Here is a 19427-nt window from a genome sequence, read left to right on the forward strand (position 1 = left end):
TCATGATATCTTCATGTTCATCCAGCTTGTTCCAAAAGCGCCATAAGTAGGGACGGCGCAGCTCGTATTTTTCCGGGGCAGCAATGCTATAAATTGTATATTCACGTGGATCCAGCTTTTTAACAATCCGTTTAATGGCTCCCCCTTTACCAGCTGCATCCATGCCTTCAAAAACGATTACCACCTGACGTTCATCATGACGTAGTGCCGTTGCAACCTGACGACTTAATTCCTTTAAACGACTCTTATACTCATTTTCTGCCAGTTCTTCATTTTGGGGCTCCAGCAATAGTTGCGGAACAGCTGCCTGTTTCCAGTTAGCTGCTCCATTGTCCTGATGGACTGGCAGGCGTTGCATGGCTTCTAATATAGATTGCGCAAACTGCTGGTCACGGATTTTTTCATCCTCTCCATCAATGATCAGCCAGTCATCAGTAAAACGCTGACGTAACTTTTGCAGAGTTTCATACTGTTTTTTATTGCGCCAGTCCAGCCCATGCAGGCGGTGCCAGTGCAATTCTGAAGCATCGATATTGTCCAGACGCTTTTGCAGATTTTTCCAGGGCAGATCAAACCAGACTTTAACAACCTCGACATGATTATTCTGGAGGTCCTGCTCAAAGGCACGCATATTTTCGATATAACTGTCATACATGCCTTGGTCAAGCGGTTCAGAAACATGCATAGCTGTTGCCAGCAGGTCGCTGTACCAGTTCCCGAACATCACCACAATCTGCCCTTCTGCAGGTATGAAACGACTATATGGCTGCCAGAAAGCCAGCTTGGGGGTCAATAGATGTGGAGGATCAGCCTTGACCTGCAGATAACGTGGATCCACCCATTCACGAAGCTGCTTGACTGCCTCGCCCTTGCCAGCCAGCTCAATGCCACTTACCAAAATGACCAGACTTTTAGCCTGCGGTGTTCCCCGGCTTTCCCGCAGGGCATACTGGGCATCGATCAGGGCAAGTGATAACTCATCTTCATTCATCAGTTTAAAAGATCTTTTTTCTTGTCCGGCCATGCGTGCCTCATCATTTCTGTTTTGTTCAATATACTGTGATTTACACTAGCGCCCTGAAACTTAATGTATTATTTGTTTCACTTTATTTAGCGCATCTTTTATAGATTGACTGACTATTTTTTAATAAGTCCAGAATAATGTTGTCATAGCACCTGATTTAAACTCTGGCTATGCTTTTCTTTTTTTATATTTAAACTGGGTTGTGTTATCTCATGTCTAAACTCGACGCCCTTGACCAGCTTTTAAAACAATATAATGACTTAAGCTATCATCAGGATCCTGCTTTAAAAAAACGTTTATACGAGGCTCAAGCCTGGCTTAAAGCCCGAATCCAATCTACGCATCAGGGACTTTTTAGTCAGCCACAAAACCAGCTGATGGCTACATATTTTCTAAATCGTCTATATGGCGGACCAGAATTTGATGATCTGGCTAAACAGATTGAACGCTTACTCAAGTATGCACATAAAGCAGAGAAGCTATTGCCTGAAAATGCCATCAGAACCGGATTGAAATCCGTCAGTCTGGCAGTATTGGCAATGCAGCTTGATGAACAGGTGGCTGCACAGCTTCTTGAAGACTACCCGGCTGAGGAGCCTATTAATGATGAAATGATGCGTCTGACATTAATCAAATTAAATCAGTCAGATGCGCGTTACCATCAACTTGATTTACTTGATGAACTGGGGCTAAATCTTGATAAATACATGCGTTCTTTTGTTATGCATACTGCATTCAAAATGTGTAAAGGCGTAGCGCAAAAATACCAGTTCCAGCTGATGTACGATTTTATTGGGGAGGGGTTTATGGCTATGAAACCCATGAAATCAGCTGCTGCTTTCATTCATAGTTTCACCGAGAAAGAACGGCAAATCATCGACAATGTTCATTCAGGCAAGGCAGATCCGTTTAAAATATAATCTGTGCTAGAAACCGGATAAAAGATAACTCAACAGATGTTTTCTGTATATTATTCCGAGCAATTACAAGATGAACGCTGTAAAAATGGCAAGAATCTGTCATCATGCAATCTACTGCAAGATTTATTATTTCTGTGTTCAGGAGTGACTCGTATGTCTAATGAAAACCCTACATCCAGCCCAGCCACTGAGTCGGTATCCAATACAGAGAAAGTCAGTCCGTTCTTAACCGAGCCTTTACCGCAAGGTGCACCTCAAGGCCAGCAGCAATCCCTACAACAACAGCTGACTGATACTTCAACCAATACCCAGGTACCTAAATATAACCTGCCACGTGGTGCCAACACCGGCAACGTAGGTGAAGTGACTCACTTTGGCTATAAAAGTGTACGTGCTGAAGACAAGGCACAAAAGGTTGCAGAAGTATTTCATTCGGTCGCCAGCAAATATGATGTCATGAATGACTTGATGTCTTTCGGCATTCATCGCTTGTGGAAGCGTTTTGCAATTAACATGTCAGGTGTGCGTCGCGGCCAGCATGTACTAGATATTGCAGGCGGCACAGGTGATCTGGCTAAAGTTTTTAGCCGTGAAGTTGGCCCTACCGGTCATGTTGTTCTGTCTGATATCAATGAATCCATGCTCAATGTTGGACGTGACCGTCTGCTAGATGCGGGTTGTACTAATGTCGATTTTGTACTCGCTAATGCTGAAACACTGGAACCATTTGCAGATAACAGTTTTGACCTGCTGACTATCAGTTTTGGCCTGCGTAATGTGACAGATAAAGATGCAGCGCTACAAGCCATGTACCGTGTACTTAAACCGGGCGGCCGCCTGCTGGTTCTGGAATTTTCTAAACCGGTATTTGAGCCTTTTTCAAAACTCTACGACCTATATTCATTCACTGCCCTGCCGCTTATGGGCAAACTGGTTGCAAATGATTCTGAAAGCTATAAATATCTTGCTGAATCCATTCGTATGCACCCGGACCAGCGTACACTTAAAACAATGATGGAAAATGCCGGATTCCAAAACTGTGATTACCACAACCTGACGGGTGGTATTGTTGCGGTACACCGTGGATTTAAACTTTAAAAGGTAGAACGGTATGTGGTCGATTTTAGCACTGGGTGCTATCGAGCGTGTCATTCATCACTGGATTGAGCTGGATTCACTGACACGTATTCAGCTTAACCAGCTACAAGGCAAAATGCTAAGGGTTGTAATTGCTTCACCGCAGCTGTCTGTAGATATCTGCTTCGATGAAGATGAGGTGCGGCTGGAACCAACTATTACCGGGCATCCGGAGCAGTCTTCTGTTTTTGAACAGCGTCCTTTTGATCCAGAACATGCTTTTAGTGAAGCGACAGCAACCTTAAAGGTTGAAAATATAGTTGAACTGGCTAAACTTTTTCTGGCAGAAGAGATCGGTAATATTCCGGTACAAGGTGATTATCGCTTGCTACAGGAGTTACAGCGTATTATTCAGCAGGCCGAGCCTGATCTGGCAGCACATCTTTCCCCATGGATAGGTCCGGCCTTGGCACATGAGCTCGGCAAACTCCAGCTTGCACCTAAAATTTTAAAGCGTTCAATGCAAAGCCACTTCTTTTTTGCCGAAGATGCACTCAAAGAAGATAGCGGGCTATTTGCAGGCCGCTGGGAAATGGATGAGCTACATCACTCTACCCGGCAACTTAACCAGAATATTGACCGTCTAGAAGCACGTCTTCAGCAGCTTCAAGCTCAGCTTTTGTCTCAATCAGTCCAAAAACAAGACTAGGTAACACTCTCTATGATTCCGCACGTTACACGTTTACTCGAACTCTGGCGTATCGCAGCCCATTACAGACTCGACACCCTGGTTCCCGCGGAAGAAATACCTGTCAAAGCCCGTCCTATACTAAATTTAATCCGCCTGCATCCGGCTGCATGGTCGAGTAAAGAACGTAAAAACCCGCTCAAGCTAAAAGAAGCCCTAGAAGACATGGGGCCATTAGCAATCAAGCTGGGACAACTGCTTTCTACCCGTCGCGACCTGATACCACCCGAGATTCTGGCACAGCTGGTGCTGTTGCAGGACAGAGTCAAGCCTTTTCCAGTTGAGGTGGCTAAATCAAGAATCCAGCAATCCCTGAGAGCTGATATATATACCCTGTTTGCGCGTTTTGACGAGCAGCCGCTGGCTGCTGCTTCAATTGCCCAGGTACATACAGCTGCCTTGCATGATGGCCGTGAAGTGGTCGTTAAAGTAACCCGGCCCGATATCCGAGTGCAGATTTTACAGGATTTTGAAATTTTGGCCTGGCTGGGCCATTGGCTGGAAAGCCGGATTGAAGCAGCACGTGCCCTGCATTTATCTGAAATCATCCAGGATTATCGCCAGATTATCCTGAACGAACTCGACCTTACTCTGGAAGCTGATAATACGCGTCGTATGCGTCATTATTTTACTGGCTCTAGCATGATGTATGTGCCGGAAGTCTATATGGACAGTCCGGATGTAATGGTTGCAGAGCGTATTACGGGAGTTCCAATCTCAGATACGGCCACCTTTGACCGTATGGGGATGGACCGGGCCGATCTGGCTGAAAAGGGATTAACCATTTTCTTTACCCAGGTATTCCGTGACAACTTTTTCCATGCTGACATGCATCCGGGCAATGTCTTTGTGGAAACTATCAACCCGCAGAATCCACGCTTTATCGCACTGGACTGCGCGATTATGGGTGAACTCTCCAAACATGACCAGATGACTGTCGCACGAATGCTGCTGGCCGTGATGAACAGTAATTTTATGCAGCTGATCCAGATTGTGCATCAGGCGGGCTGGATCCCTCCAGGTACGGACCAGGATGCGTTGGCTCGTGAAATGCGCCGTACTGTCGGGCCAATGGTTTCCAAGCCAATGGATCAACTGGACTTTGCTGGTATTCTTATTCAGGTGATGGACATTGCCCGCAGGTTTCATCTGGAAATTCCACCACAACTGATGCTTTTGCTTAAAACATTAGTTCACGTGGAGGGTTTGGGTACTGACCTGTATCCACAGCTGGATATCTGGAAACTGGCCAAACCCATCCTGACCGACTGGATCAAGGCAAATATGCATCCCGTTAAGAATATTAAGGAAATAGGTCAACAAATTCCAGACCTGCTACTGGGTGCACAAGATTTACCAAGCTTATTGATTGACAGTCTTAATGGACTAAAAAACCAGTCATCCTGGCATGAAAAGCAACTGCGTGAGTTACAGGGTATGCGTCTGCAAATGAAACACCAGCAGCGACGTAGCTGGATTTTCGGCAGCCTCATAGCTATTTTTCTCAGTATAGCCATCATTGCGCCATGGTATTTGTCGGTTTTGCTTATTGCGTTTGCTAGCTTCTTAGCTTTATGGCGGGTAGTAAAATAATTTTAAATCAGTTTTAGTTTTTCTTGACTGACGCCATAGGATCAAATATTCATGGCGTCTAATCCTGTCGTTTTTTTCTTGGATAACGTTCTTATCTTCCGTGCTTTGCCGTACACTATAGCCTCATAAAAATTCCTGCCGGTCTTTTCACCGGTTCCATCTTTTATTGCGGTGATGTATTCATGAATAATTTGCAGTGGCTCGATGAAGTAAAATTTAACGATCAAGGTTTAGTACCTGCTATTGCACAGCATCATCAGACTGGCCGTATTTTGATGGTGGCATGGATGAATCGCGAAGCTCTGGCACTTACTGCTGAAAAAATGCAGGCTGTGTACTACTCACGTTCACGTCAGAAACTCTGGCATAAAGGTGAAGAGTCTGGATATTTTCAGACTGTATATGAAATCCGTCTGGACTGCGATGCTGATGTGATTGTTTTGCAGATTGAACAGCATGGGGGAATTGCCTGCCATACTGGACGTGAATCCTGTTTCTATCGAAAACTTACAGCCAATGGCTGGGAAATTGTAGATACCCAGCTCAAAGATCCAGAGCAGATTTATAATAAGAAAACACAGAATACACATACAGCAGTGATGTCTGCATCAAATGCTAAATCCGAACAGGTAGAGATTTTATCTTATCTGGGTGGGATGATGCGTGAGCGTAAAGCAGCTGATCCTGACTCATCTTATGTCGCCAAACTCTACCATAAAGGTTTAAATAAAATTCTGGAAAAAGTTGGTGAAGAAAGTGTAGAAACCCTGCTTGCAGCAAAAGATTTCGCTGCATTAAACAACCAGGACAATCGCAATGATCTGGTCTATGAGACAGCAGATCTCTGGTTCCATACTATTTTAATGCTCGGTTATTTTGATCTGGAGCCGCAACTGGTACTCAATGAACTGGCACGTCGCCAGGGTTTATCCGGACTGGTTGAAAAAGCCAGCCGCCAACATTAAGGCGTTTTGTGTCTATTCAAGAAAAACCTCAAGCCACTTATGAGCAGGCTGTCGCCATAGACAATGCCCGTCTTGGCCAATCCTTTAAAGTGATTGCCTATGCAGGAACAGGTAAAACCACAACCTTACAGATGATCAGCGATGCCATGCCACAAAGGCGTGGCATGTATCTGGCTTTTAACAAGGCAATTGCCGCTGAAGCACAGCAAAAATTTCACCGTAATGTCGACTGCCGTACTTTTCACTCGCTGGCTTTTCGTAGCGTACCGCGTGGTGTGACGGATAAACTGCGTCTACCACGTTTGAGTCCCAGTTTTATTGCTAAAGAATACCGGCTACAGCCTATTACATTACGTCGTTTAATGGGCGGACGCTATGAGAAGTATGTACTCATGCCCAGCCGTCTGGCGAGTCTGGTTGCCAATGCAGTCAGCTTTTTCTGTTCAACCAGTTCGCAATATCCGGCACCACGACATATTCAGGCTCCAAGCTGGTTACATGCAGATGATATTATTACTCTACAGCAACATCTGTATCCTGCGGTAGAACGGCGCTGGTTAGAATCAATTGATCCCAATCATCAAGCAGGTATCGGGCATGATATTTACCTGAAGCTTTGGGCCTTGTCTGAGCCGTATATTCCAGCTGACTATGTCCTCTTTGATGAAGCTCAGGATGCTGATCCGCTGATGCTTGGAATTTTACTTAAACAGAAAAGTACCCAGGTTATTTATGTGGGAGATGCCCATCAGCAAATTTATGCCTGGCGCGGGGCTATTAACGCCATGCAGCAGCTTCCCTTGCCAGAATCCCGTCTTACCACCTCATTCCGTTTTGGAAACGAGATCGCACAGGTAGCGAACTATCTGCTGGGTGCATTAGATGAAACTGTGCCCCTTCTTGGAAACCCTGAGCTAAAGTCGAGCGTAGTTAACAAGCCTCATATTAAAATGCGGGATGCTATCTTATGCCGGACCAATGCCCGGGCGATGGAGCTGCTATTGGCCGGTTTAGTACATGGAGATAAAGTCAGTTTACAGGCTGACCATCTTAAACTGAATCGTTTTGTCGATGCAGCCAGCCTGCTTAAACAGGGCAAGCGAGTTACCGATGTGCCTGAACTGGCTTGGTTTAATTCTTGGCATGATGTTCACGAATATTGCGAAACTAATGAAGGAAGTGATATTAAACCGCTGGTCAAACTGGTGGATGATCATGGTACGGATCCACTCAAGAGGGCACTAGCCAAAATTACCCCGATTGAGCAGGCCGATTATGTAATTTCAACTGCACATAAGGCAAAAGGACTGGAGTGGAACCGTGTCCATATTGAAGATGATTACCAGTTTAAAATAAATGGACTGGAACATAAAATCAGTGATGAAGAGCTAAGATTACTATACGTCGCATGTACACGTGCTAAAGTGAGCTTAAATATTCATCATATCTATGACCTGATCCAGCAGCTCAAGCTCAAGGCTCCTCAAAGTTTGCGCCGCTCCGTGGGTTAACTTATGCCGGGGGCATATGAAGCTCAAGTCTGTCCGTTTAAAACATATCAGCCATTTTACTGACCTACAGCTGGAACTTGATGAGCAGCCACTGACATTGATCATTGGTGATCAGGCTTCTGGCAAAACATCAATCCTTAAAAATATCTATCAGGCACTGACCTGGTTTCCTGCACGTTTAAAAGATCTCAGAACTGCAGGCGTAGTTATTCAGGACCAAGATATCATGCATAACCGGCTGCAGGCCAAAGTCGATATACAGGTGAGTATACCTGCCGAAATTGGTAACCTAGCTGAAAGTAGTAATGTTCAAGCCACAAGCTCGTCTCTGTGTTCATGGCAATTGTATAAAACTCTTAATACTCAAGGCACAGGTATCAGCAAAGTTGAAACTGTGCAGCTTGAACAGATGGTTATGCTGTACCAGCAGGCGATCAGACAGGATCCAATGCTGGGTTTACCGCTAATTGCCTATTACCCGGCAGAGCGCTTTACCAATGAAACCAATTTGCTGAGCAAAAATATTCCGACCATTTTTCAAGCGGCTTCAGCATACGATCTGGTATCAGTACCCTTCACCACTTTTATACGCTTTTTCGAATGGTTACGTGAAGTCAGTGATGTTGAAAATGCCCGGACTACCCAGCTTTTTCATGAGCTGCTCAAGCAACATCATGCATCCACTATAGAGTTCCAGCATGGACTCTCCCAGCTTCAGACACAGCTCTATGCCCCTTGTCTCAGTGCTTTAAAACATAGCCTTCAGACAGTCTTACCAGAATTAACCGAGATTTATCTGGAGTATCAGCCCAAATTACAGCTGATGGTCGTCTATGCAGGAAAAACGTTGATGTTCCAGCAGCTCTCCAGCACTTTAAAAACTTGGGTTGCCCTAGTCGGAGATATAGTACGCCGCCTTTGTTTATTAAACCCGCTAAGTCTATATCCATGTCTTGAAGGAGAAGGTATTTTGCTGATTGACAATATAGATGCACATTTAGATTTGCAAAGCTCGCACTACATACTTGAAGGTTTGAAGCAGGCTTTTCCAAGGCTACAAATTATTGCTACTGCCAGCCAGAGTGAGCTGCTGGAGACCAATCCCTTATACGCGCTGCGTTTAGACAACAGGCAATTATATAAAAAGCCAGAAAGTACCACCTGGACTGGCTTCACTACTCTCTATCAGGACTTAGAGGGACAAGAAACATTACCTGATTCAGCAAATACAAATGAGGCAGCGTGCTCGGCTTTGCCCCAGATTGTTGAGCTGATTAAGCAACTTTCAGCTACAGAATACGAAGAGCTTTTACGTTTGATAAAAAACGGTTCCTATTCACTTCCTATATCTGATGCTGATTTTAAATAAACCTGGTAATGAAACTATTAAACAGGCAATTGCCTTAGCAATATGAAAAAAATCTTGGGATCACGAATGAGTCGCGTATAATAAACAGGCGTAACACATAAGTCTTTGATGTTGTTATTTTCGTGTAATAAAATCAAATTTTACGTAATTTTTTATAGTAAGATTATTGATCGTTTTGCTATAGCATTTTACAAGTTGCGCAATACAACTTGTCCTTTTCTGATTTACATACAAGTTTCGGCTTTCAAGATTTAAAGCTTTGGATATCTCATTGATCTCCTATAAACCCTTGAAAGATAAGGTTCACCTTTAGGTCTCGACCTAATCATGACATGGATACGAGTGTGCTATCGATTATTATACTGCTCCCTTTAATACTTGGCACCACCCTTGTCTCGTGGCTGAAGAGATTCTCGCGCGGGGTAACAGCTTTAGGGGCGATTGGAGTCAGTTTAACCAGTTTTAGCTTATTACTGACTCACGCAAAAAGTATTTTAAATGGTCAGGTTTTTTCAGAAAGCTGGCCTTGGCTACCCGAATTGGGACTGAATCTGAGCTTGCGTCTTGACGCACTAGGGCTGATGTTTGCCTTGCTGATTACCGGTATCGGCACCTTAATTTATATTTATGCCTATTACTATCTTAGTCCTAAAAACTCCCTCAGCAAGCTCTACAGTCTACTCATGCTGTTCATGGCAGCCATGCTGGGCATCTCTTTATCTAATAACCTAATTCTTCTGGTGACCTTCTGGGAACTGACCAGTATTTCATCATTCCTGCTGGTCGGTTACTGGAGCAACTATGAAGCCGCCCAGCGTGGTTCACGTATTGCACTGACGATTACCGGTATGGGTGGACTGGCAATGCTCGGTGGTTTTGTTCTGCTTGGACATATTACTGGCACTTATGAAATTGACCAGATTTTAACTATGCGGGAGCAGATACAGAACCATTCTCTTTTTGTACCAGTCTTATTACTGGTTCTACTCGGTGCATTTACGAAAAGTGCCCAGTTTCCCTTTCATTTTTGGCTACCTAATGCCATGGCAGCACCTACCCCAGTTTCGGCCTATTTACATTCGGCCACTATGGTGAAAGCTGGTATCTTTCTACTGGCCAGACTGGCACCCATTTTTGTGGGGGCTGCGCTTTATCATAATATTGTTACTTTTATTGGCCTGTTTACATTAACCATGGCAGCTTTTTTTGCCATTTTTAAAGAAGATCTAAAAGGTCTATTGGCCTACTCTACCATTAGCCATTTGGGACTGATTGTTTGCCTGTTAGGCATCGGCTCACCGCTGGCTGTTGCTGCTGCTATTTTCCATATTATTAACCATGCAACGTTCAAAGCTGCATTGTTCATGATTGCTGGAATTATTGATCATGAATCAGGCACTCGTGATTTACGAAAATTAAGTGGTCTCTGGCAATTCCTGCCATTTACCGGCACCTTAACCATGATTACCGCTGCAGCAATGGCTGGTGTCCCCTTGACCAATGGTTTTCTGTCTAAGGAAATGTTCTTTACAGAGCTACTGGCTAATCTCTCAGGCCCAGTTGTAATAATTTTTGGCATCATGGCGACCTTAGCCGGAATATTTGCAGTTGCTTACTCTGTCCGGCTGGTTCATGGTGTGTTCTTCGATGGACCAATAAGTAAAGCGGTACCAAACCGCTCACCACATGAACCGCCATTTGGAATGCGGGCACCTGCGTTACTGCTGGCAATCTTATGTATTTTAGTAGGTATAGCTCCAGCCTTACTGGTTGAAGATATTATTAACTCAGTTACACGTGCCAGTTTAATGCAACCAGGATTTGAAGGTGCTCATTTGGCCATCTGGCATGGGTTCAACTTGCCACTGGTTATGAGTATCATCGCTCTGGCCGCCGGTGCAGGGCTATACTTTGGCCTGGCTAAAAATGGTCGTATCCGCTCAATTGATCTGGACCCGAAACTTGGAAAATTACAAGGCCGGGTACTGTTTGATCTTTTTCTAAAATACCTATTAATCAACTCACGTCGACTTAAACGCAAGACTGAGTCTGGGTCATTACAAAATTATCTGCTCTGGATCATCTTATTCAGTATCGCACTGGTGATGACCCCTTTATTTAATCAGGGCTTGACTACTGGAGCACGCGAACTTACTCATGCACCTGCTATTGCTATCGTTTTATGGCTATTACTGTTCTCATCCTGCTGGATGATGCTGTGGTTTCATCATGAGCGTATCAAGGCAGTCCTTATCAGCGGTGCTATTGGCTTAGTCGTCACCATGGTGTTTGTGGGACTTTCGGCACCTGATTTGGCATTAACCCAGATTACAGTCGATGTAGTGACCACCGTACTTTTACTGATGGGGCTGGGTTTACTGCCTCAGCTTACACCATACGAATCAAGCCGGACACGGCGCTGGCGTGATGCTGTGATTGCCATTGTAGCGGGCTTGGGTATTGGCTGGATTACCTGGTTATTATTAACCCGTGACCATGAATCTATTTCATGGTTTTTCCTCCAGCAGTCGCTGCCGCTTGGAGGCGGATCAAACGTAGTGAATGTCATCCTGGTTGATTTCCGTGGCTTCGATACCTTTGGTGAAATTACCGTTCTGGGTATTGCGGCAATTGGTGTGCTCTGTCTGATGGATGGTATGCGGGCACATGGCACCACCATGACTCAAGGCCTGACCTTCCGGTTTAATCCTTCACCGTTGATGTTGCGCTCTACGGCGTCTTGGGTATTGCCTCTTGCCCTGGTGGTAAGTCTGTATATCTTCTTACGCGGTCATAATTATCCAGGAGGTGGTTTTATTGCCGGGCTGATTACTGCAATGGCCTTAATTATTCAATACATAGCCTTGGGTCAGGACCAGACTGAACAGATGCTTAAAGTCCGTTCCGGGCGCCTCTACGAAGTCTGGATTGGTGTGGGCCTATTAATTGCAGGTCTGACTGGTATTGCTGCCTGGTTCTGGGCACGGCCATTTCTTACCAGTGCTCACATTTATATTTCTCCACCCGTTCTAGGTGAACTGCACTTAGCTTCTGCTGCGGCATTTGATGTAGGTGTATATGTAACTGTTGTCGGCGCTACCATGCTGATGATTTCTGTATTAGGCGACTCCAGACATTCCAGCATGTCAGGACCGATGCCAAGGGAGTAATTATCCATGATCAGTTTAGAATTCTTACTTGCCTCTGCGATTGGTCTACTGGTTGCTACAGGGGTCTATCTGTTATTAAGAGCGCGTACCTTTCCCGTGGTTTTAGGCCTGGCAGTTATTGGTTATGCCGTTAACATGTTTTTGTTTGCAACTGGCCGTATTCAGCTTAATGCCCCGGCAATTCTGTCACAGACTGTAAGAGTCACAGATCCATTGCCTCAGGCACTGGTATTGACAGCTATTGTGATCGGTTTCGCGACAACTGCTTTTATTGTACAGCTAGCTTTGCGTAGTCGCTATGAATCAGGAACTGACCATGTCGATGCTAAGGATGACCCGTCACCCAATCTTGATGCGCGCGGGGATGAGCCATAATGTCTGATTTCTTAAGTTTCTGGCATGCTCATACGCCAATTTTTAGTATTCTGATTCCGTTATTTACAGCAGTTCTCTTATTATTGTTGGGAAATCCGGGCTCAGGAGAGTTAGCGCAAGACTGGCGTCAGCCCTGGCGACGCGGTATCAGTTACTTTTCTGCACTTGCCGGGTTTGCTACAGCCATCAGCTATTTTATACAGGCCAGCCAAGGCAGCATTACTGTTTATAATTTAAGTGAATGGGCCGCGCCCTTTGGCATTATTCTGGTTCTTGACCAGTTATCTGCCATGATGCTAGTGCTTACCTATACCCTGGCGGTGCCTCTGCTCTGGTATGCCAGCAAGGACTGGGATACCCGTGGACGTTATTTTCATGCCATGGTTCACTTCTTGCTGATGGGGCTGTGCGGCGCATTTCTAACGGGTGACTTATTTAACCTGTTTGTATTCTTTGAAATACTGCTCATGGCCTCTTATGTACTGCTGCTACATGGTCAGGGGAAAGCACGTTTTCAGCTTGGGGTACATTATGTCACGATTAACCTGTTGGCTTCTGCCCTGTTCCTGATTGGACTTGGAATTATTTATGGCAGTGTAGGCAGTCTGAATATGGCTGATGTAGCGCGAATTGTACCTTCATTACCACCAGATCAGCATCAACTGGCAGTTGCGGGTAGCCTGCTTCTGTTTGCCGTATTTGCGATTAAGGCGGCGTTACTTCCGGTCGGATTCTGGCTGCCTAAAACCTATGCTGTAGCCACTACACCCGTTGCCGCATTATTTACCATCATGACCAAGGTAGGTATTTATGCCATCCTGAGGGTAAATGGCACTATTTTTGATGATTATTTTGCCCAGACTGCACTTAAAAGCTGGCTTCTACCACTTGCTATTATTACTGCTATTTATGGCACTATCGGAGCAATCGGTGCTGAACGCTTACGACGCTTCGTAGGCTTCATGATTGTATCTTCAATTGGTACTCTGCTGATTGCCATTTCGATGTTTAATACCGAAGCCTGGTCTGCGGCTCTTTATTACCTGGTGCACAGTACTCTGATTGGTGCTGCTTTTTATCTGCTGTGTGGCTGGATAACTTCGCAACGTGGCGAGTTTAAAGATCATCTGGATGTGTCACCAAAAATGAAACAGGACAAGACCATTGCTCTGGTTTACCTGATCATTGGTATGATGATGGCTGGCTTACCGCCATTTAGCGGCTTTTTTGGCAAGCTATTTATTTTACAGGCAACCGCTAATCATCCGCAGCAGGGAATTATTATTGCAAGCCTGCTGATTGTCAGCCTGCTCAGTATTATTGCTTTTGTCCGGGTCGGCTTCATCCTGTTCTGGCGAGCCACTACACCAGAAATGGACCCACGTGAAATTGCTTTCGAAGCGTATAAGGTTTTACCTGAAACAGCGCCGGTACGTAATGATAAAACCTTGTACCTGTTACTTCTGCTTCTGATCCTTTATGTGGTTTTTGCTGCACCGATCCAGCGCTATAACCATAATACGGCACTGCAGATTCAAAATGATCAGGCTTATGCAGATACGATTTTAAAACGTGGTCCGCTTAATCAGGTCATCAGTGTTAAACCTTACGATGCCAGTTATGTACCAGAAACAAAATATGGCGGCGAGAATAAAGACCGAAATGCCAATCTGATTCCATTTATGATCAGTGAAAATACACTAGAAGGTGGACACATCTCGGAATATAAATGGCGACAAATTCAGCAACAGCATAGTCTGGAACCTGCTGTTCCGGAAGATGCACAGCTTAAACCCATGGAGCCTTAATTAATGAAGAAATCCATGCATAAAATACCTGTTTTAGAGTGGTGTTTTCCACATCCCTTTGTTTCAATACTGGTAGGTTTAAGCTGGCTCATGCTGGCACATAGCAACGATGCCGCCAACCTGGCCATGGCAGTTTTACTGGGCATTGTTGTACCGAAACTGGTTCAGCCCTTTATTATTCGTACACCGGATATTCACTGGGGTATGGCCTTAAAACTGTTTTTTGTAGTGTTGTGGGACATTGTTACCGCCAATATCAAGGTAGCCATTTTAGTACTTGGCCCCTCTCGCAACCTTAAGCCAAAATGGTTTAGGGTACCGCTAGAGAGTGATCACGAACAGGTTAACAGCTTGCTGGCGATGATTATTACTACCACGCCTGGAACAGTCAGTGCGGGCATAGATCAGGAACGTGGTGATATTCTAGTCCATGCCTTAAGTGCCGAAAGTGAGGAGGAAGAAATTGAAACTATCAAGCAACGCTATGAAGCTCCTTTACTGATCATCTTTAATGTCGAGCCAGCTCAAGGAGAAATCGAATGATCTTACCTTATGCACTAGGAATCTGCCTGATCGCGATTATGGTCTCGATGTTAATGTGTCTCTACCGTCTGGTTACAGGCCCATCCATAGTTGATCGGCTACTTGCACTGGACACATTTTTCCTGAATGCCACCTGTCTGGTAGTTGTACTCGGAATTTACTGGATGAGCACTTCACTGTTCGAAGGAGCACTGCTGGTGGCCATGCTGGGTTTTGTTTCTACTGTTGCGCTTGCCCGTTACTTTACCAGTGGCCATGTAATCGACTAGGAGAACGAAATGCAAGAACAGTTCATTATGGAAATACTGGTTTCTTTTTTCCTGGTGGTTGGCTCATTTTTTATGGTGGTTGGGGGCATTGGCATGGTGCGTTTACCCGATTTATTTATGCGTCTGCATGCCCCGACCAAGTCCAGTACTTTGGGCTTAGGTAGCTTCTTGATTGCCAGTATCATCTTCTCGGCATTCCATGGCCGCTTTGGTTTTGCTGAGATTTTAATCACCTTGCTGGCTTTTATCACAGCACCTGTTTCCGCTAATTTGATGGCACAGGCTGCGCTCCATCTGCGTTTACGCTCTAGAAGTGGTGATGTACCGGAAGCACTGGACCGGCCTTTGCCTTGGGAAGGTTATCGACGCCGGGTAACCAAGCGGATTAGAGAGAGTCGAAGAGGAAGAAAAAACACCCCAGATTCTTGATGATTCTATTTCAGAATATTAAGGATCTGGCTGAATCATCAGGTCATGATCAAGGATGGTACTTGACCTGAGATCAGTTACTCACATATTAAATAGATTATTAGAATTTATAACCACATTCTGAGCTTTTAATTTCTAAGCATGTATTGCTAGATAAAGATTAAAATATTTATGGAATCAATCATTAAATAATTGATATAAAGTTTAGCCCAATAATTCAAGGGTTTAATTTATAAACTAAAATTTTCATTTCTGGCTTAACAGAAGCCACCTTTTATAGAATACGAGTAAAACCTGTAATAAAAGAACTTTTTTTAATTCTTCACGATGAAACCTTTTATTTTATATAAAATTATCAGTGATAAATATCAGGTCAGATTTTTACTCTAATAGCGTAATAAATAATTTAAATAAAATAAATTTTTCAATTAAAAAAAAGCGGACTTTAAAGCCCGCCTTTTTACCAAAAATTTTTTTAAAAGAATTCAGAATAAAAATTATTCTTCATCTTCTTTACGCTCAGGCAGGTCTTTCACTGCCTCAGCAATCAGCCCAAACATATAGTTGCCGTAGGCATTAGTCTTGTCATAATGGAAACGCAATCTTGGTGTAATGCGTGTCTTAATACGACGACTCAATTCCTGGCGCAGGAAACCTGAAGCCTTGTTTAGAACTTCAAGTGTCTGCTGATGTGCCTGTTCATTCTGGTCATCAGATAACTCACGACCCATAACTGTGACATACACATCGGCATAACCTAAATCTGGGCTCACTTTCACGGCCGAGATGGTCACTAGGCCACCCAGACGTGGATCTTTCAGCTCTTGGCGGATCAGCTCAGACAGCTCACGCTGTACACTGTCGCCCATACGCTTCAGACGTTGACTACCCGCCATTAAAGACTCCGTTTGATTTGCTGAACATCATAAACTTCGATTTTATCGAGTTCCTTGATGTCATTATAACCTTTAACTGCCAGACCACATTCGATACCCGCACGAACTTCGTTTACGTCATCTTTATAGCGGCGTAGAGATTCTAGTTCACCCTGGAATACTACAACGTCATCGCGCAGTACACGGATTGGTTTATTACGATAAATCGTACCTTCCATGACCATACAGCCGGCAGCAGCACCAAACTTGCTTGAACGGAATACTTCACGAACCTGAGCTACACCCAGAATCGTTTCACGATGTTCTGGAGCCAGCTTGCCGCTCATTGCATCTTTTACATCATCAATCAGTTGATAAATCACGCTATAGTAACGGATATCAATTCCATCAATGTCAGCTTTCTGACGTGCTGTGTTGTCTGCACGAACATTAAAGCCGAGTAGTACCGCTTCAGAAGATTCAGCCAGTGTCACGTCAGATTCAGTAATTGCACCTACACCTGAACCAATGATACGTACTTTTACTTCATCTGTAGCCAGATCGGCCAGCGCCACATGCAAGGCTTCTAAAGTACCTCGTACATCTGTCTTCAGTACCACGTTTACTACAGGCACATCTTTCTTACCCATAGACGCCATGATATTTTCCAGACGCATTGCACTTTGACGCTCAAGACGTTTTTGGCGTTCACGGTCCATACGGGCATCAGCAACTTCACGGGCTTTTTTCTCGTCATTCACCACAAGAACTTCATCACCCGCCATTGGCGCTTCTGGTAGACCCAGAATTTCTACCGGAATTGAAGGACCTGCAGATTTAATCCGTTTACCGTTTTCATCTGTCATGGCACGTACACGGCCATAAGATGCACCGGCAAGAACCAGATCACCGACATTAAGCGTACCATTTTGTACCAGGATCGAAGTAACTGCACCACGGCCCTTATCGACACGCGCTTCAATAACCACACCTTGCGCTGCACCTTCTTCAGAAGCTTTGAGCTCCATCAGCTCTGCCTGGATCTGGATCAAGTCAAGTAACTCATCAATCCCTTCACCACTATGTGCAGAAACTTTGGCAACTGGTACATCACCACCCCATTGTTCAGGCACGATTTCTTTAGCGGTTAATTCATTCAGTACGCGGTCTGGATCAGCCGATTCTTTGTCCATCTTGTTGATTGCAACAATAATCGGTGTTCCTGCAGCACGTGCATGATCAATTGCTTCTGCAGTTTGTGGCATGACACCATCATCTGCTGCAACGACCAGCACAACAATATCAGTCGCCTGTGCACCACGTGAACGCATTGCGGTAAAGGCAGCGTGTCCCGGAGTATCCAGAAAAGTGATAATTCCCTTGTCGGTTTTCACATGGTAAGCACCGATATGCTGGGTAATTCCACCTGCTTCACCGGCAGCCACTTTCGAGCGACGGATACGGTCAAGCAAAGATGTTTTACCATGGTCAACGTGACCCATAATTGTCACGACTGGAGGACGTGTAGTTTGAGCACCACGAGCCTCTTCAGCAGCTTCTAGCAGGTTATCTTCTGCCTGTGTATCAGAAACAAGTACCGGATTATGGCCCATTTCTTCTACAACCAGGGCAGCAATTTCCTGATCAATTGCCTGGTTCTGAGTTACCAGTTCACCCATTTTCATGAGTGACTTGATCACTTCACGTACTTTAACTGCCATTTTCTGTGCAAGATCAGCCACCACGATGGTTGAACCGATCTCAACATCATAAACCTGCTTTTTAACCGGTTTTTCAAAGCCATGTTTATTGGCCTGACTGGTTTTTAAACCACGTTTATGCTGATTCTGGTTAAATGACTGCTCTTCTTGACCACGACGACCACCTTTTTTCGGTGAACGTGTATTATTAGTATTGGTACCCCGCTTGATTTCACGGTCTTCTTTAGCAAATGAATCTTCATATGCCTGACCAACCAGACCTGCCGCGAGTGGAGAATCATCTACAACACGAATAGTTTTGGTGGCATCTTCATTTGAATATTTGGAAGCCATCTGGCGCATTTGTTCAAGCGTACGCTGTTGCGCCTCTTCAGCAGCCTTGCGACGCGCAGCTTCTTCAGCCGCTTTTAATTGTGCTGCCTGCTCTTCACGTGCTTTACGCTGCTCTGCAGTCTCGGTTGGCTTGACTACCGGCTTAACAATCGGCTTATTGGTTGAGCGTTTTTTCACCACAACTTCAGCTTTTTGCGGGCTTTTCGCAGTTTCCTGCTTAGCTGCTGCACGCATTGCTTCCAATGTTGCATTCGCTTTATTTTCACCACTAAGTTTTTGCCCGTCATTTTCCTGACGCGCTGCCTGTTCAGCTTTTTGACGTGCAATCATGTCAGCACGCGCCTGCTCTTGCGCATCAGCTTTAGCGCGCGCTTCAGCAGCAATCTGTTCAGGGTTCGGCTTAGTAAAAGTATGTTTTTTACGTACTTCTACATTAATCGTTTTCGCCTTACCTGAGGTACTGGCCACTTTAGCCGTACTAGTTGTTTTACGTTTCAACGTGATTTTTCCTACGCCACTATCCGCTTGCCCATGTACTTTTTTGAGATGACTCACTAGTACATCCTGCTGCTCGGTAGTAATAATATCTTCAGCTTGACGCTGTGGTAAGCCTGCATCGCGAACTTGCTCTAGGAGCTTTTCTACAGGACGACCTACGCTGAGCGCTAACTCTTGAATCGACTTGTCCGTCATATAT

At 44.8% G+C, this 19427-nt stretch carries 16 protein-coding genes; 13 read left to right on the top strand and 3 right to left on the bottom strand.

All coding sequences use genetic code 11. The annotated features are described in order from the left end of the window. Positions 1-1024, bottom strand: a 1024-nt coding sequence (locus B3X18_RS01695; protein ID WP_286935082.1) for a phosphate--AMP phosphotransferase, incomplete at its 3' end; no start/stop codon positions are given. Positions 1025-1236: 212 nt separating this feature from the next. Here B3X18_RS01695 and B3X18_RS01700 point away from each other — a divergent pair. The 13 genes from B3X18_RS01700 (at position 1237) to B3X18_RS01760 (ending at position 15801) form a co-directional block, all read left to right on the top strand. After that, positions 1237-1944: an FFLEELY motif protein gene (locus B3X18_RS01700; protein ID WP_005023108.1), complete on the top strand. Its 708-nt coding sequence runs from the start codon at positions 1237-1239 to the stop codon at positions 1942-1944. Positions 1945-2097: 153 nt separating this feature from the next. Then, positions 2098-3042: a bifunctional demethylmenaquinone methyltransferase/2-methoxy-6-polyprenyl-1,4-benzoquinol methylase UbiE gene (ubiE, locus tag B3X18_RS01705; RefSeq protein WP_005023106.1), complete on the top strand. Its 945-nt coding sequence runs from the start codon at positions 2098-2100 to the stop codon at positions 3040-3042. A gap of 13 nt (positions 3043-3055) precedes the next feature. After that, the gene (locus B3X18_RS01710) at positions 3056-3730 is read left to right on the top strand and encodes a ubiquinone biosynthesis accessory factor UbiJ (protein ID WP_005023103.1); all 675 of its coding nucleotides are present in this window, start codon (positions 3056-3058) and stop codon (positions 3728-3730) included. Between the two features lie 12 nt (positions 3731-3742). Next, the gene (locus B3X18_RS01715) at positions 3743-5362 is read left to right on the top strand and encodes an ABC1 kinase family protein (protein ID WP_005023100.1); all 1620 of its coding nucleotides are present in this window, start codon (positions 3743-3745) and stop codon (positions 5360-5362) included. 182 nt (positions 5363-5544) lie between these two features. Beyond that, complete coding sequence (gene hisIE, locus B3X18_RS01720) at positions 5545-6327, top strand: bifunctional phosphoribosyl-AMP cyclohydrolase/phosphoribosyl-ATP diphosphatase HisIE (protein WP_005023099.1); 783 nt, start codon at positions 5545-5547, stop codon at positions 6325-6327. Positions 6328-6335: 8 nt separating this feature from the next. After that, positions 6336-7838, top strand: coding sequence for a UvrD-helicase domain-containing protein (locus tag B3X18_RS01725; protein WP_005023095.1), 1503 nt, complete (start codon positions 6336-6338; stop codon positions 7836-7838). Positions 7839-7854: 16 nt separating this feature from the next. After that, complete coding sequence (locus B3X18_RS01730; protein WP_005023092.1) at positions 7855-9207, top strand: ATP-binding protein; 1353 nt, start codon at positions 7855-7857, stop codon at positions 9205-9207. Between the two features lie 332 nt (positions 9208-9539). Next, on the top strand, positions 9540-12377 hold the full coding sequence (locus B3X18_RS01735; RefSeq protein WP_005023090.1) for a monovalent cation/H+ antiporter subunit A: 2838 nt from the start codon (positions 9540-9542) through the stop codon (positions 12375-12377). A gap of 6 nt (positions 12378-12383) precedes the next feature. After that, the gene (locus B3X18_RS01740; RefSeq protein ID WP_005016960.1) at positions 12384-12752 is read left to right on the top strand and encodes a Na+/H+ antiporter subunit C; all 369 of its coding nucleotides are present in this window, start codon (positions 12384-12386) and stop codon (positions 12750-12752) included. Next, positions 12752-14560, top strand: a complete 1809-nt coding sequence (locus B3X18_RS01745; RefSeq protein WP_005023088.1) for a monovalent cation/H+ antiporter subunit D — start codon at positions 12752-12754, stop codon at positions 14558-14560. Before B3X18_RS01740 ends, B3X18_RS01745 begins: the two co-directional genes overlap by 1 nt. 3 nt (positions 14561-14563) lie before the next feature. Further along, positions 14564-15103 carry a Na+/H+ antiporter subunit E gene (locus B3X18_RS01750; RefSeq protein WP_005023086.1) on the top strand — a complete coding sequence of 180 codons (540 nt, stop codon included), beginning with the start codon at positions 14564-14566 and terminating at the stop codon, positions 15101-15103. Further along, positions 15100-15372, top strand: coding sequence for a monovalent cation/H+ antiporter subunit F (locus B3X18_RS01755; RefSeq protein ID WP_005016968.1), 273 nt, complete (start codon positions 15100-15102; stop codon positions 15370-15372). The genes B3X18_RS01750 and B3X18_RS01755 overlap by 4 nt, the downstream gene beginning before the upstream one ends. 9 nt (positions 15373-15381) lie before the next feature. After that, on the top strand, positions 15382-15801 hold the full coding sequence (locus B3X18_RS01760) for a Na+/H+ antiporter subunit G (protein ID WP_005016970.1): 420 nt from the start codon (positions 15382-15384) through the stop codon (positions 15799-15801). 497 nt (positions 15802-16298) lie between these two features. On the opposite strand, the gene B3X18_RS01765 is transcribed toward B3X18_RS01760, so the two are convergent. After that, a complete protein-coding gene (locus tag B3X18_RS01765; protein WP_005016973.1) occupies positions 16299-16697 on the bottom strand; it encodes a ribosome-binding factor A in 399 nt (132 codons plus the stop codon). Then, positions 16697-19423, bottom strand: a complete 2727-nt coding sequence (gene infB, locus B3X18_RS01770) for a translation initiation factor IF-2 (RefSeq protein WP_005405706.1) — start codon at positions 19421-19423, stop codon at positions 16697-16699. Before infB ends, B3X18_RS01765 begins: the two co-directional genes overlap by 1 nt. Positions 19424-19427: the final 4 nt, after the last annotated feature.

Source organism: Acinetobacter sp. UBA6571, from assembly GCF_002434085.1.
GTDB lineage: Bacteria > Pseudomonadota > Gammaproteobacteria > Pseudomonadales > Moraxellaceae > Acinetobacter > Acinetobacter radioresistens.

Bases quoted from the DNA above. Each gene is read 5' to 3' on its own strand.
- B3X18_RS01700 (WP_005023108.1), top strand. From the start codon at position 1,237: ATGTCTAAACTCGACGCCCTTGACCAGCTTTTAAAACAATATAATGAC.
- ubiE (WP_005023106.1), top strand. From the start codon at position 2,098: ATGTCTAATGAAAACCCTACATCCAGCCCAGCCACTGAGTCGGTATCC.
- B3X18_RS01710 (WP_005023103.1), top strand. From the start codon at position 3,056: ATGTGGTCGATTTTAGCACTGGGTGCTATCGAGCGTGTCATTCATCAC.
- B3X18_RS01715 (WP_005023100.1), top strand. From the start codon at position 3,743: ATGATTCCGCACGTTACACGTTTACTCGAACTCTGGCGTATCGCAGCC.
- hisIE (WP_005023099.1), top strand. From the start codon at position 5,545: ATGAATAATTTGCAGTGGCTCGATGAAGTAAAATTTAACGATCAAGGT.
- B3X18_RS01730 (WP_005023092.1), top strand. From the start codon at position 7,855: ATGAAGCTCAAGTCTGTCCGTTTAAAACATATCAGCCATTTTACTGAC.
- B3X18_RS01735 (WP_005023090.1), top strand. From the start codon at position 9,540: ATGGATACGAGTGTGCTATCGATTATTATACTGCTCCCTTTAATACTT.
- B3X18_RS01740 (WP_005016960.1), top strand. From the start codon at position 12,384: ATGATCAGTTTAGAATTCTTACTTGCCTCTGCGATTGGTCTACTGGTT.
- B3X18_RS01745 (WP_005023088.1), top strand. From the start codon at position 12,752: ATGTCTGATTTCTTAAGTTTCTGGCATGCTCATACGCCAATTTTTAGT.
- B3X18_RS01750 (WP_005023086.1), top strand. From the start codon at position 14,564: ATGAAGAAATCCATGCATAAAATACCTGTTTTAGAGTGGTGTTTTCCA.
- B3X18_RS01755 (WP_005016968.1), top strand. From the start codon at position 15,100: ATGATCTTACCTTATGCACTAGGAATCTGCCTGATCGCGATTATGGTC.
- B3X18_RS01760 (WP_005016970.1), top strand. From the start codon at position 15,382: ATGCAAGAACAGTTCATTATGGAAATACTGGTTTCTTTTTTCCTGGTG.
- B3X18_RS01765 (WP_005016973.1), bottom strand. From the start codon at position 16,697: ATGGCGGGTAGTCAACGTCTGAAGCGTATGGGCGACAGTGTACAGCGT.
- infB (WP_005405706.1), bottom strand. From the start codon at position 19,423: ATGACGGACAAGTCGATTCAAGAGTTAGCGCTCAGCGTAGGTCGTCCT.